The 14,860-nt window shown below is 37.1% G+C and carries 9 protein-coding genes; 2 read left to right on the top strand and 7 right to left on the bottom strand.

Going from position 1 to position 14,860, the window contains the following annotated elements; translation table 11 throughout:
* Positions 1-202 precede the first annotated feature (202 nt).
* Together BC008_RS11075 and BC008_RS51265 are read left to right on the top strand one after the other, a co-directional pair.
* Complete coding sequence (locus BC008_RS11075) at positions 203-1,210, top strand: TIGR00341 family protein (RefSeq protein WP_201026115.1); 1,008 nt, start codon at positions 203-205, stop codon at positions 1,208-1,210.
* A gap of 609 nt (positions 1,211-1,819) precedes the next feature.
* The gene (locus BC008_RS51265) at positions 1,820-4,858 is read left to right on the top strand and encodes a hypothetical protein (RefSeq protein ID WP_058183537.1); all 3,039 of its coding nucleotides are present in this window, start codon (positions 1,820-1,822) and stop codon (positions 4,856-4,858) included.
* 71 nt (positions 4,859-4,929) lie between these two features.
* Here the strand turns inward: BC008_RS51265 and BC008_RS11085 are convergent, their stop codons facing one another.
* The 7 genes from BC008_RS11085 to BC008_RS11115 are packed head-to-tail and all read right to left on the bottom strand — an operon-like array spanning position 4,930 to position 14,441.
* On the bottom strand, positions 4,930-8,082 hold the full coding sequence (locus BC008_RS11085; protein ID WP_027843489.1) for an AAA family ATPase: 3,153 nt from the start codon (positions 8,080-8,082) through the stop codon (positions 4,930-4,932).
* Positions 8,079-9,317 (bottom strand): metallophosphoesterase family protein, encoded by a 1,239-nt coding sequence (locus BC008_RS11090; protein ID WP_027843490.1) that lies wholly within the window; start codon positions 9,315-9,317, stop codon positions 8,079-8,081. Before BC008_RS11090 ends, BC008_RS11085 begins: the two co-directional genes overlap by 4 nt.
* Before the next feature lie 12 nt (positions 9,318-9,329).
* Entirely contained in the window at positions 9,330-11,216 is a 1,887-nt protein-coding gene (locus tag BC008_RS11095) for an ATP-binding protein (protein ID WP_027843491.1), read from the bottom strand.
* Positions 11,217-11,238: 22 nt separating this feature from the next.
* Positions 11,239-12,297: a hypothetical protein gene (locus tag BC008_RS11100; RefSeq protein ID WP_027843492.1), complete on the bottom strand. Its 1,059-nt coding sequence runs from the start codon at positions 12,295-12,297 to the stop codon at positions 11,239-11,241.
* Positions 12,298-12,316: 19 nt separating this feature from the next.
* Entirely contained in the window at positions 12,317-13,111 is a 795-nt protein-coding gene (locus BC008_RS11105; RefSeq protein WP_027843493.1) for an ImmA/IrrE family metallo-endopeptidase, read from the bottom strand.
* Entirely contained in the window at positions 13,112-13,768 is a 657-nt protein-coding gene (locus tag BC008_RS11110; RefSeq protein WP_027843494.1) for a hypothetical protein, read from the bottom strand.
* Between the two features lies 1 nt (position 13,769).
* On the bottom strand, positions 13,770-14,441 hold the full coding sequence (locus BC008_RS11115; RefSeq protein ID WP_027843495.1) for an RNA polymerase sigma factor: 672 nt from the start codon (positions 14,439-14,441) through the stop codon (positions 13,770-13,772).
* Positions 14,442-14,860: the final 419 nt, after the last annotated feature.

Consider the following 14,860-nt stretch of genomic DNA (forward strand, 5'->3'; position numbering starts at 1 on the left):
GATATTCAGGGACGTTTTTTAGCGTAATACAGAATTATGTTAAGCATATCCCCGTTTTCTAAACGGGGGATTTAGCCTTTGTCCAAAATAGGACTCGACAAGGATTACTTAAAGACCTATATTTAGTCCGCAAGATTTACGTAAGCCTTTCTTAGGGAGTATTTATTTAGTATAAATTATGTCATTATCTTAGAAAAAGATTGTGGATACAGTAATTGTCATGAGTAAGACTTGGCAATTGTTTAGAAGCTTTGGATTGGGTGCAATTCCGATTTTGAAACTCAGAGAATCTTTACTTCAAGATGCTGAGCTAAACCAAAATTACTTAGTACTTATAGTCAGTTCTTGTCTAATTGCAACTTTCGGATTGTTAATTAACAGTACTGCTGTAATTATCGGTGCAATGATTATTGCTCCTTTAATGTCGCCGTTGAGAGGATTGTCATTCGGCACTTTAGAAGGAGATATAAGGCTTTTACGCAGTAGTTTCTTATCGATCGCTATAGGGAGTCTTCTAGCGATCTTCTGCTCTTGTTTAGTAGGTATAATCCTTGGCTTACCCCAGTTAGGTTCTGAGATTTTAGCAAGAACCCAACCAACTTTAATCGATTTGTTAATTGCAATTGTTGCAGGTGGAATTAGTGGTTATTCTAAGATTCGTCCCTCTATTGGGGATGCGATACCAGGGACTGCGATCGCAGTAGCGCTAATGCCACCTCTTTGCGTTGTTGGCTTATTGCTTTCCCAGGGAGAATGGGATTCAGCTTGGGGGGCAATGTTACTATACCTTACCAACCTCATTGGTATTAATTTAGCTTGTTTAAGCGTTTACGTTTTAGGTGGATACGCTAGGAGTAACGAACTGGGTAGAAGTCTTTCTTGGGGGATTTCTTTTATTTTGATTGTCATGCTCGCTATTCCCTTGGGAATTAGTTTTTGGCAACTAATTAGTCAAGCTAGAGTTAATGAATCGGTGGAAAAGATTTTAGTAGCTCGTTCTCTCGTAGATCGCCAAGACGTAGAAGTAATCGATTTAGATATTAACTGGCGCACTAAGCCACCTATAGTACAACTAAATGCAAGAGCTATTGAACCAATTACACCTAAAGAAGTTGCAATGGTAGAGGATTTGTTAGAGCAAGAACTTGAGCAACCCTTCACTGTTGTTTTTGATGTAACACCTTCTCGACTGGTTAAATCTGAAAGGTAAATGCAGGTAACGATGGGTCAAATGTAATTTTTAACACACCTCATTTCAAATTCATAATTGATTAATTCATAAGTCATTAATTCACAAGTCATTACAAACGTTCTTGCAAATCGGTCAGGGACGTTTTTTGTACAATCTTTAAGTTTAAGGAAAGATTTTTCTTTAAAAGTCGTTGAAAATACTTATTTTTTGACTGATGAATCTATTCCCATCTTGTATGGTAAATAAAGTTTTTCCTCCAAACTCCTTATCCGTAATGACTTAACCTCGGACAAAAAGTACTAAAAGCTACCAATTACCTTCATTTAATCAGCGTTTTTGCAGTCACAAACAAAATCATTCACATTCAGTCAAGCTAACCATACACTTTAAATCAAATGAAAATAATGCAAAAGCTGTTTTAAATTGCAATTGACATCAATAAAAATGGATGTAAGTATAATTTAAAACTACTTATTAACTAAAGATTTTAATATAAAGTAATTAAAACTGCTTACTAGTTAGAAGTTTTGATATAAAGTGACTAATTTACAAGTGAAGAAGTTAAACTGACAGACAAGTTAATTTAACATATCAATCTGTGCCATAACTGTCTAAACATCACTGACAATGAAAGACTGGCAATTTCTCATACAGAAACAGGGCGAACACTCTTGGAATCCTTTGGAATCGACAAAATTAGAGATTTCGGCGGGAAAGTACAGGCTGGTGGCTCGCTCAAATCTTGCCAATACGGATGTAGAAGTGCGAGTTACGCATTCATCTACATTGGAGATTCCACCAAAACGTCGCGTACAAAAACGAACTTGTCGTACTAATGCAGATGGTTTAATGGCGGTGATTCCTTTCACTTTCTTTAAACCCGGTCTTTGGGAGATACAATGTTCTGGCGATTTGATGTCGGATATTCTCGGTCAATCTTGGCAATTTCGTATAGAGTTAGAAGTCTTACCTCAAGATATAGATACAAAAGTTGAGAATTCCTCCGCCCCAGAAATATCTGCAAACGATAATTCAGCAACCATAAGCCAGAATTCTGACGAACAAACCCACAGCAGGAAAATACTCAATGCTGTAAAACACGCTAAAAAATCTCTTTTAGTTCCTACTTCTACTTCAGTCAATGCTTCATCTAAGCAAGTAGATCGAGATTTGGATGAGACGAACTTAAACTCGTCTATAACTGATAAGAATAAAATTTCTACGAAAGAAAATAATATAAAAGAAATTACTATATTAGATAAGCAGACAGATGCTGTTCGTGATGCTGAGACAGTATTAGTAAGCAAAGAACAAACAAAAGAACAAACAGCAGAAAAACAAAACTGTCTAAATAGTAAAGAGGTAAACGATCCAAATATCTCCGATCGCAATGAGATAGCAGAAAATACTTCCAATGATGATGACGATTTATCTTCTACAGCCTTAGCGATTGTACCGCAAACTAGTTTTGCGGTAACTGAGTTTGAATTAGAAACAGAAGGTTATACGATTATTGACGCACCTGTAAGCCCGGTTTGGCTTAAGAGTGATTCAGTAGAACATATTTTACAAAACTTAATAGATTTAGCTTTACCAACTGAGGATTATTTACTTACTCCTGAGCTGGAGATTGATAATTCTGTTGATTTAGCTCCAACATTACCCTTACAGTTAACTTTAGCCCAAGAAAACTACGTAATTAATTGGGGAGAATATCTCACTGTTGAAGGAAAGGTTCAGCTAAAAGAAATTACCGCTCCAAGTTGTGGTGAAAATTCTTGTGACGAAAACTTAAATGTTGGTGAAGGCTCTGATTTAGAGAGTGTTACTGCAGGAGAAATTAAAATTGAACTGCGATCGCCATTGAATGGGGAATTACTACACGAAGTCAAGCAATCTTTACCAAAAAAAATATTACCATTTGAGATTGCTTGTTCAATTAAAATCCCGTCTGAGTGCGAATCAAAACTAATTTTAGCCAGCATTAGTTTATCTGGGATGTTGGGAGCAATTGAAGAAGTAGTTATTGGAGAAGCTGAAATTTTAGCTACTCAACCTTTTACTATTACAGCTAATATTACAGAATTATTAGCAGTTGCAAATTCAACTCAACGTAAGGAACTTGCTTCTCCTGAAGCACCAGTTTTACAACTAGCAGCTGGTGATGAGAATAAAGCTTCTGATTCAGATTCCCCCAATCTCAATTTAGAACTTTTAAATCTGGTTAAATCGATTCAGCCCTCAAATTCAGAATTTGAGAATTCGGAATTAATATCTAATTCAGTTTCTACAAATTCTATCTCTACAAGTTCAGTTTCTATAAGTTCTCCATCTAAGGTAAAATCTGCACCGAAATCGATATCCTATCGTATTTCTCAAAGACCAAGGTTGACGAATTCACAACAGGATTTGATTAGCTCTACCCATTCAGAACATTCTTTAGATTGTACCGAAGCCAAAAGCACGACTTTTCCTTTTTTGAGACGTCTTCCAGTTTTGGTTAATGAAGAAGAACTTGTAAATCAAGATTGCGATCGCGATTTTGATTCTACTGATTTACCTTTAGATAATTTGAAGTACGAAAGTTTTGATGAACCTTTGAACGATCCATCTTTACAAATTGGACAGACTGAAGTAGTTCAAGAAACCAATCGACTTCAAGAAACCAAACAAGTTCAGGAAAATGAAATTGATGACAAACATTTTCCTTTATCTGCATCAAACTTTGATAATTTAGCTGAAAAGTCAGAATTGGAGATCACTTCAGACCAAGAAACAACCAGTAATCTTTCCTCAGAAACAAATTTATCTGAGATTTTATCCAATCTTACAGAAACTACTTCTGCAGAAAATTTACACTCTTCTCCTTTAATTCGTCAATGGATGGAAAGTCACGGACATATTCCACCCCAACTTACTGATAACTTACATCAACGGGAGAACACCGAAATATTTTCGACCATTGAAATCGATTTTCAGACTAGCGAACATAATTTCATCGAAGCACCTGAAGCAGCAGATAATAGGAGTGAAGAAACAGCACCTACTTCTTTCCAATCAGTTTCTTCCCAGTCTGTCTTTTCTAATTCACGTGACCTACAAACTGAGTCGTCCCCTCACATCTTACAATTAGCAGCATCATATGCTCAAAGTAAAGTTGAATCAACCTTCCTTGCAAAAGAAATTGTTGTAGATGACATTGAACCGGTTGAAGTAGAAACTCAACTCAATACCCAATCTCATCCCCTATTACAACCATCCATAACACCAGGAACTTCTTTGGGAGAAATCTCATTTGTTGAAACACTACCTACACCAAAGCTACAAATACCCCAAGGAGAACTAATATCTGGTACCTCAATTAGAGTAAGGGTACAACTTCCTAAAGTTGAGGAGCAGGTTGCAGTCAAACTATGGTTAGAAGACTGTCAAACACGTTCTTTACTATCAGGTCCTCACCTAATAACGAATTTACTTCCCCATCCAACAAAAGGATTGGAAGCTATGACTTTACTGCATATACCATTTGGTTGTTTAAAAATTCGGATTGAGGCGATCGCAATAGATTTACTGACTCAGCAAGAAAGTCATAAATTCTCGATTATGAGAGAGGTGATTCCTCCAAATTTACCCAAAATTCGATTGGATGAATTAACGCAAATATAGTAATTGGTAATTGGTAATTGGTAATGGTTATTACGATTAAAGTAACGTTCTTAATTTTATTATTTTTGGTGTTATACAGGTTCTAAAAGCCTTACTTTTGAGGCTCTATCAACTAATTCAATGGAATAACCATTAGAAAAAGCAGATGAAAAATCTTCTAAGTGCGAAACTAAAATGATACGTTTTAGTCGATGTTGCAATTCGTTAAGTTCTTGAATCATATCATCGCGCCCATTTTTATCTAAACTACCAAAGCCTTCATCGATAATGACTGATTCTATTTGACGCGTGCTTTGTCCTGCATATTGACCAATAGCTAGTGCTAAACTAACAGCAACTCTAAATCGCTGACTACCACTAATTTGAGCTATTGGTGTGGGGTAGGGTCCTACTTCTTCGTTATATGCTTGTAAATCTAGTGCTTTGTTAGAGTCACCAGCTGATTTCTCTGCTTCTGCACGTAATTCTAATCTCATTTTTCCCCGAGATAAACCGTCTAAAATCTCATTAGCAAGCTGCACAATAGTTTGTTCTGCATCGCGTAGTAATTTCAATTGCAGACCTTGTTTCCCATTACCTAGCAAATCGCAAAGTATTTTGTATAAGCTTTGGTTGCGTTCTAGCTCAAGTTTTTTTTCTTCTAGTTGCTGGTAATGCTCGCATTTGTTATTCAGTTGATTTAAGTTATTTTGAGCATTCTGTCGATTGACATCAAAGGTATCTCGCTCGGATTTTGCAGTTGTAAGTTCTTGCTCAATTTCTTGGATAGCGCGTCTTGCTTCGCTAGGTAATTGTTCGATCTGGTTAGTTATTTTATTAATTTGTTGTTGGAGAAAAGTTACCTGTTGGCTGGCAATATTTAATTGGTTGGATAAATTCTCATACTCCGTTAGTACTTTTCTTTCACTATCTAACTCTTCTAGCTTTTCTTCATCTATGTTTGTTACTGATTCTTGCCACTGAGGTGGTAAGCTTTCTGAATCAGACTGTAAGCGGCGTTGAGTCTCATTTTGAGAACCTTTTTTATCGCTTAAATTTATTTGGTGATTTTGTAATTGACGTGACTGTATATCAAATTTTTCATTAATTTTTTGAGAATTTTGAATATTTTGCTTTTGCTCTTTATTCAATGATTTCAGGAATGTTTGTAGTTCTTTTTGTGATTCTTGTAATTTATTTTTTTCACCACGTGCTTTTTGAGCATCAGATAGTGATAAATTTTTTTCAAGTTCGATGAACTGTTTATTATAGGTTTGATATTCTGTATTTAATATTTGCCATTCAGAAAATTGATTGCGTAGACTTTTTAAATTTTGGGTATGAACTTTTCGGTTTATTAACTGTATATTTAACTCTTCTAAATCTGCTTCTGTTGGGTAACTAGTATCAAGCCAACCTAAATCATCATCTATTTGATATGGAGACACATTTACCTGATAAGTTACTGGTAAGTTGCTAAATGCATTCTTTATTTGTTCGGTATACTGTTTAATTTCTCGTTGTGCTTGATTCAGCTGATTTTGCTTTTGGTGACAATCTTTATTATTGACTTGAATTTGTTTGTTTAAATCATCCAATTTTCTTGAGAGTAAATTAAGATTATCCTGCGCTTTGTGATGTTCGTTATTCAGACTAGTTAAATTAGCTTTAGCCTCTGCTAACTGATTATCTAGACGTGATTTTTCTAATTGAGCGTGTTCGGGTGTAATCTCTTGTCCGCATAATTCACATATGGGTTGATGAGATACTTCTTCAAAATTATCGCGTTTACTAGAAGCAGCTTTATACTCAGTTTCAATACGAGTTATATTGTGAGATAAATTTTTCTCAGTTTTACGAGCATTTGCAACATCAGTATTTAGTTCTTCTTGTTGGATTTGATATTGTTCTAACTGAGTTTGCAAATGCTCTAAATTTTTATGCGTTTCTTCTTGTTTTTGTACAGCGTCTATTAATTTAATACGTCCCTGAGCTAGCTGTCTTAACCAAGGTAATGTTTTTGCGATCGCATCTAATCCTTTTTCTTCTGACTCTGCTTTTTGCAATAATTCCTCTAAATCAGAAGGAAAAACAGTTAAATCTTGTTTTAAATCTTGTAATTTTTTTTGAATCGACTCTAATTGTGATAGCTTTTCAACTAAAGGCGTTAATTCAACTAACTGTTCGGCAATATTATTACTATCCTTTTGTTGATTTTCAATTTTTTGGTTTATTTCTTCTATTCGCTTATTAATTTCATCTTTCTCTGCAGATTTTAAATTTAAATCATCTTTTACTTGTTGACATTTCCGGTTAAGTTTTTCAATCTCGTTCTCGTTATCAGTAATGCGTTGACGTTGTTCAATAATAGAACTCAGTAGGGGTAGTACAGTTTCTAGTTCTTTGTAGCGCGTGAATTTTTGTTCTATCTCGTCAGTACGGGTTATCAATGCTTGATATTTTTGTAGTTCGCTTTGCTGTTCTAAAATTTGGGAATTTAGTTCTTCCCATCGTCTAGATTGCTCAAGTAAACTTCCCAAACTATCGACTTTGTTCTGCGATTTTTTCCAATTCTCCTCAGTTAACTTTCGGACTTCTTGAGCCGCATTTAATTCTGCATCACTTACTTTATCTGATGATTCCAATTGTGATTTAAGACTTTTTACGTGTCCTTCACAATCTTTACGACGAGCATCTGCTAATTTATGTAACTTGTCGTATGCTGTTAAATCTATTAATTGTTTGAGTATTTCGTAACGTGCAGATGGCGCAGCTTCAATCAATTTGTCACTTTTACCTTGAATGAGTAGTATGCATGATGTAAAGGCTTTATCGTCTAAACCAATAGCGCGTTTAACCCAATCTTTAAAACCTGAATCACTGTCTGTATTTGCTACTGGTTTATTGCCAGAATTTCCTTTTGATGACGAATCAATACGAAAAACTTCTCGTGTCGCTTTTCCACGTCTGGGAACTATTCTACGAATACAATACGCCTGTCCATCAATAAGAAAATCAAATTCAACAGTTAACGCATCAGCTTGATGATTAATTAAGTCTTTTTGAGTTTTTGAACTTCCACCGCGATGACTTCCATATAAAGCAAATCTAATCGCATCAAAAATTGTTGATTTACCGACACCATTTGCTCCTGATAGTACCCACAAGGGAGCGCCATCAAAAGTTAACACTTGACCTTCACGATAGCTCAGAAAATTTTCAACATAGACTCGAACTGGAATCATATTTCTACCTCAGAATTATTTACAAATTGTTCATCAGCTAATAATTGTTCTGCCAATTTCAATACAGCATCTTTGTCTTTATGTCCTGCTAATTGTTGCTGTAAATAGGTGCGTACAGTTGTTGCTACATCTTGTCTATCGGCAATTAAAGTAGAAAGTTTGGGAGATATTGATATACCATCAGGAACTATTTTCCGATCCCACCAACGGGGGAAGATTTTATCCAGTTCGCGACAAATTGCATCCCGGTTATGCTCGCCTGGTTTGTAGGTTAATTTGTAATCAACTAAAGCTCTGTCTAATTCTGAATATTTATCTTTGAGGCTAGCAATTTCTTCTGGATTGTTAATTTCGATGCGATATATTGGTGTAGCGTTAAGTGGTAAACATACAGGTTCTTCAGTCCGACCTCGAGCATCAATTTCAACTAAAACAACACTTTTTTCATCATCTCTTTCTCCATAGTCCAGACGCTCAATGCTACCGGAATAACGCACATGGGTAGTACCAGCTAAAGCTTGTGGTTTGTGAATATGACCGTAAGCAGCATAAGCCCAATTTGTAGGAATGTCTCCTGCTTCAAAAACTACATCTTCAGTTTCACTGATGCGATAAAGATTATGTAGCTCGCTTCCACGAATATGTGCGTGACCAACTAGTACGCTTGGTAATTGAGGCTTAACGTATTTATTCTTCATACGGTCAATTCTTTCAAGCATAGCCGTATGAAGTGAGATATTTTTCTCACCCATACTTTTGTAGTTTGTCTTTTCATCTTTTAAATAACGTGACGAAGTTGGGTAAGGTGTCAAAACAAATTGGACTTTTTGACCAGCTTTATCTTCTAGTAGTAAGTAAGTCGGTTTTGCTGCTAAATAAAGTCTTCCGGTTGGTCTCGAACCTGATTTTTTCGGGTCTATTGGATCGGCGAGGTCAAGAGCAAGACTCATTAAATTAAAAAAAGCTTCATTATCGTGATTACCACTGATGGTGACAATTGTGCCACCATCTAGCAAAAATGGCTTGAATACCTTATTTACATCCCCAACAGCAGATTTTAATTCATCGAGACGGTTGTACTGACTAAATAAATCGCCAGCAACAACCATTACATCTACTTTGTATTCGTCTAAGTATTTGGCAATTTCTTCTAAACGTTTTACGATGTCGCCTTGGCGGGATATTCGCCCCAACTTATCGTTTAAATGCCAGTCAGATGTGTGTAAAATTCGCATCTTATCTCCCTGCTAAAAAGTAGCAATATCATCGTCGTCTTCTTCTACGCTTGTTGCTTCCACATCGATCGCGGGATTACCTGTTGCTTCTTGAGGATTCATAGCCCAAGGAGGAAGTGGAACTCGAACGTGCATCGGTTCGTTGTCCTGAATCACCATTTTTTCGCTAACAGTGAGTTCTGCTGCTTTGCGCTGGTTACTTTTACTCAAAAAACGCCAGATTGATTGGGAAAGTTCGAGACTTCCGCTACGACCAATGACACGAATACTTGCGTTTTCAATTACTTTTTCGGAAACCTTTGAGGCTTGTTGTTGAGCGCCGAGTAAAATGATTCCTTGCGATCGCATTTCGGCTGCAACAGTTTCTATCAGTCGGGTAATTGGATCTTTGGAACCACGGGGAGCAAAACGGTTAAGTTCATCTAAAGCAATTAAGTAAACTAAACCTTCAACCCGATTGGTTCCAGTACGCTCGTTGATTAATTGTTGGAGAATTGTGGCGACAACAAACCTTTGTAAAGATGGAATCCGTGTCAGAGCGTTTAAATCAACAACCATCGGGTCTGTTGTTTGTCGTTTTCCTAAGTCCAGGGGATTACCTTTTTGGTCGTTACGTCGAAGTATGCCATTTGCTTCATTTACTAATAAGAAAAGTTTGCGCCGTAACTTACTCCAAGTAGCTCTGTGATGGTCGGGGGATAATTGATCGCGATTTCCTTTATCTGACACCCAATCTAAAAGTTCTTGAAAAGTTCGAGGTAGATTAGATGATTGACTTCGTAAACTGCGCGTGACACTACCATCTTTTTCCAGCTTTTCATCTGTCAGGTGAGCTTCCAAATCTAAAACTAAAGCTCTAAAGTTATCATTAACGGAGTCATCATCAGCAAATAGGTAACTAAATAAACCTTTTTCAATAATGTTGCTCAGACTCCAACTGTAAGACTGCACTTTACTACGACATCCGGTTGTAACTGCTGTATCTCCACTGGGAATTTGTGGAGCAAAAAAGCTCGCATTTTCAAAAGGTCTTGGTTCTTCGACACCCAATATTTGCCAGTCCGTACGATGTTCTTCTGGTTTATACTTATTACTCCAACGATTAATATGAAATAAATCGTAGCCTTTAACGTTGAGAATGATAGGGACTACTATTAAGGGATTTGGATCCGATGGATATTCTTCAGCACGACGACGGGCTTTCCGTAATAATTGGTAAATAACAAATAACAGAAAACTGGATTTTGTTCCTCTACCGGCGACACCGTTAACATTCATATGACCGCCATTAATACCCAGTAGATAATCCAGGTCTATCATTCCCGGTCCTGCGATCGCGCTTCCACCGTTTTTGATCGAACCAACTGCTAGAGAATTATCAATTTCATCTGCTCTGTAAGCACGTCGAGCATCATTCTCATCCCCTAAGAAAACTGAACTTTGTTCTAAGGGTGGAGCTAAAACAGGAGGTTCAGTACGTAAAATTGTTGCAGTGGCAAAAGTAACACCTTCACTGCGAAACTCTGGTTTGTAATCAACATCGCCGTCAAAAGCGTCAAATTCTTCGCCGATATCTTTTTTACGGCTTTGTCGGTAAACCTCTTCTACGATTGCGTAAAAATTTATCACCTTACCGCCAACATGACTTTCAGTACGAACTATTTGAGTTTTTTCCACCAACTCGTCTCGTCGTACCCAAAAATGAAACTCTTCTGAGGTCGATTCTTTGTGGGGTGGTGATGCTACTTTACCGATAATTTTGGCACCAGTACCAGGAGTACTACTAGATAAATTTATTTCTTCGGCGTTATTGGTCTGAGATATATTTCTATGAGAACTATTCCCATGAGAACCATTTCCATTGATATCAAATTCCGGAGTTAATACTTCATCACTCATATTAGTTATTTATTTTGATACTTTATAAATGTGTTAAACGATAAAAACGATTTGACAAGATACTTAATGGTTGAAAAAGAGAACCTAAACTCTCTTCCGCTCGCACAATCGGATGTAAAGAGATCGCAGCACGTCCGTAACTACGCTCTCGACAACGGTACTCATATATAGTTCGGGATAACTTATCCACAAAATCCCAATCATGCTTGTGATGTTTCTCAAACCAAACTTTTGACGCTTCCACGCGAACAATTCCCGTAGTGGGAGTTGTCCCACCACTTCCAGAAAGACGAACAAACCAAGAAATAACATCACACCATCCTTTTGATATATTAAAAACTGGTGTGCGTTGACCAACTTCTAGCCCGTAAAGAACCTGTATTCCTTTAATATGCAAGTAGTTTTGGCGCTGGGTTTTAATCACACCAAAAACTGGTGATTTGTCGATATCAAAATCTCTCGTTCTTGATTGCAATAGTCCATCTATCACAGTAGGTTCGCCACTACCATGGGAAAACGCATATCCTTCTAACGCTTTCATTTCCGTGTTAGATTTCTCGTTGGTTCGCTTTCGCATAGTTTCAAAATCGTAGGAAGCTATCCCACCAGGAGGGCGAACTGTTAGTAAACGAAATCCATTATCTTGTAAAGCAGCAGCAAAACTTTCTACTTCCGTCCAAGGGAAAAGGTCTACAGCCATTGAGACTACACGATCAACAACCTCAAATTCGCGCCGACATTCCCCATTTTCTACCCGCATGGCGATACTACCAATTTGGGAAAGGCGGATTGGAACTAATTGACCGCTGGGAGAACGCACTGAAGCGATGGTTTCCCCCACATCTTTACCATCTATAAAGTGAGTTGGTCGTTCGCTCCATTTACTAGGTCGCCATTTGGGTGAAGTATTTAAATTAATTGGCTCCCAATCAACTGCACGGGGTCTTACTTCATAATTTAAATTCACGTTTTCTGGAATTTGCTCTAAGTCTTCATCAGTTTCTTCTTCCACAAAAGGAAACTGTGCATCATATTGCTCGACACGACAACCGCCATAGTTTTTAATAAAATCTAATCCCATTTTTTTAGATATATCTATCTTATTTTTCAGTTATTTCTGAATTAGCATTTAAGAGTATTTCCGGTAATTGCAAATCTTCTAAGCGTCGTTTCATTGCTTCCTCACTGACTAAAAACTCGGTAGCCAATCGTTTAGCCAAAGCATCTCTTTTTCTAGCAAATCGACCGCAAAATTTTTTAGCTAAAGTCAAACAAGCTGTTGCTGGAATTAGAAGTTCAGCAGCAAATCGATCTGCTTCTTCTTCCATTTGTTTCTCATCTATCCCAAGACGATCGAGTACCACTTGTATCCCATTCGTAAAAGTAAATTCTGCCGTTGATTCGTCTTTACTGTCCTGAATTTCGTCATCATTTTCCTTTTCAACGTATAAACCTTCTGTTAAAATCAGAGGCTCTTTAGAAATATTTTCTTGGTGACTTTCCAGTAAAGGAAGAAAATGTAACAAGTAATGTCCCAATTCATGGGCTGCTGAAAATCTGCGGCGCGATACAGGAGCTAGATAGGGCTTTTTTTCGACTAAAATACAGCCATAAAAACAACCTTGATATTCCAGTAAATACAAATAACCAGCTAACCTTAAATTTGGATTTTCGCGATCGCTAAAAGGTGGTTTGTGTCCTGTTTCCGTTTCTAGAAACTCGGCAACATTTTTTATTGTCATATCTTTGATTTCTGCGACCCGAATTGGGTAACTTCTAATCAGGTCGTACAATGGGATAATACCCGGTTTAAGATTTTCTAATTCCAGCCCAGCTTCTTGATATACCATTTCTACAGACTGGGAAATGGCAGCACGGCGATGTTCAAGTATCATTTATGTTCGATCTATTCCAGTATCATTTTTAGTTTTTTTATTGATTGGTTGACGATTATTCGATAAGGTTTTGTATCGACCTTTTTGTTCGCGGGCTGCTGCTAATTGACCCCTACTGTGGCTGCGTCCCATAGATAAAGTAATAGCAGTATCTCGAAACATATCCAAAAAGCGTTCGCTAGCAGTTATTCCTAACTCAAGTGCTAATTTTCTAACTGCTTGAATACTTAGTTTGACTGGTAGTGGAACAGAACTGTCAATTAATTTAGTAATAACATCTCTATCTGCAGATGGTACGCGGTTGATATCATGTAAACGTTGAACAACATCACCAACTGTTATTGCTTTTTCTTCTTCGTCAATATCTTCAAAAACTAAAGGTTTGTCATCTTCTTGAATAACTTCAAATGCACTATGCAGATGCTTATGAAGCAAACCTCTAATAATTTGTGCATCAACAGCGATTGGCGTTAATTCTTCTTCTTCTTGGTAAGCTGAGTTAATTTCCGTAATAATTCGTTCTAATTCAGGGTCATCACAAGCAGCATCAAGTATTTGGGCTACTACTTCCATCTCACCTCGATCTAAAGCTTGCACATATAAATGAATAGCTTTCTCACGGGAGTAGGGGTGCTGAATTTTATTTCGTTTTCCCATCTTATTTGCCCTCCTCTAGCGAATTATTGCTTTGGGCATAAGCTTGACGCAATTGCGCGATCGCACGATGCTTTTTAGTGTAAGCTGCTCCTACGGTTGTCCCTAATGCCGCTGCTAAAGATTCTCCATCCAAACCTTCAACAAAAGCTAATTTAAGTACTTTTCGATAACTGTCATTTACCAAAGACAGCAAATACTCCAACATTTCAGGATCGGATGAATTTGATGAGTGGTACAATATCCCTAAAATTTCTTCTTCTGGGATAGAACCTGAATTTTGCTGTCTGATTTTACGAACTTGAGGAAGTTCTGCTATCGGTGTAATTCGCTTATTATGTTGGGTTTGTTGACGTTTCCAGCGTTGTATTTTTTTCGCTGCAATACCTAATAACCAAGGACGAGCCGAACGACTAGGATCAAATTTGTCAGCTTTTTTGAGAGCAGTCTCAACCGTTTCGTGTAAAACTTCTTTTGCTATTGTCTCTATAGAATTGCGATCGCAACTTTTACCCAACTTGTAGCCGAATTCTTTTATCACTCGACTTACGTAAAGTTGAATGGTATTTTGAATAAATTGCGATTCTTCCTGAACGGTCTGACATAGCAACTGCTGCTTCTGGAGAAGTTCAGGGTCGTATGATGGTTCAACAGATTGTCTTAATTGTCGTTTCAATGCGACCTCCCAAACATCACCCCTGACATATAATTGCCAACAAGGCGATCAGTTCTTACAGTCGCAACGAAAAAAAATTCCGCACTTTGCACATTCAATATCCTCCAAATATTCTTTCTAATATTGAATTGCCACAAGGTCACTAGAATCTTACATTCACAACCAAATTTTTTTTGGTGTTGTTTGACATTTAGCAATCAAACCTCAAATAGCATGTTGTATTTAATCTAACCAAATGAATCAAGCATTGCAAGGTCTATTTGCTTCTAACCTAGTTTACGGACTTATTGGTGGGTAAATAGAGCTTGAATACAAAGTGCTAATTCGGTGTATTTAAATAACTGTTAAAAACCCTGCGTACATATGCGCAACATCAATATTGAAGTGTTATGAAATCGAGCCGATGTATGCAAAAGTTT

Source organism: Mastigocoleus testarum BC008 (assembly GCF_001456025.1).
GTDB classification, from domain to species: Bacteria; Cyanobacteriota; Cyanobacteriia; order Cyanobacteriales; family Nostocaceae; genus Mastigocoleus; species Mastigocoleus testarum.

Coding starts and splice junctions, on each gene's coding strand:
- BC008_RS51265 (WP_058183537.1), top strand. CDS start 1,820: ATGAAAGACTGGCAATTTCTCATACAGAAACAGGGCGAACACTCTTGG.
- BC008_RS11085 (WP_027843489.1), bottom strand. CDS start 8,082: ATGATTCCAGTTCGAGTCTATGTTGAAAATTTTCTGAGCTATCGTGAA.
- BC008_RS11090 (WP_027843490.1), bottom strand. CDS start 9,317: ATGCGAATTTTACACACATCTGACTGGCATTTAAACGATAAGTTGGGG.
- BC008_RS11095 (WP_027843491.1), bottom strand. CDS start 11,216: ATGAGTGATGAAGTATTAACTCCGGAATTTGATATCAATGGAAATGGT.
- BC008_RS11100 (WP_027843492.1), bottom strand. CDS start 12,297: ATGGGATTAGATTTTATTAAAAACTATGGCGGTTGTCGTGTCGAGCAA.
- BC008_RS11105 (WP_027843493.1), bottom strand. CDS start 13,111: ATGATACTTGAACATCGCCGTGCTGCCATTTCCCAGTCTGTAGAAATG.
- BC008_RS11110 (WP_027843494.1), bottom strand. CDS start 13,768: ATGGGAAAACGAAATAAAATTCAGCACCCCTACTCCCGTGAGAAAGCT.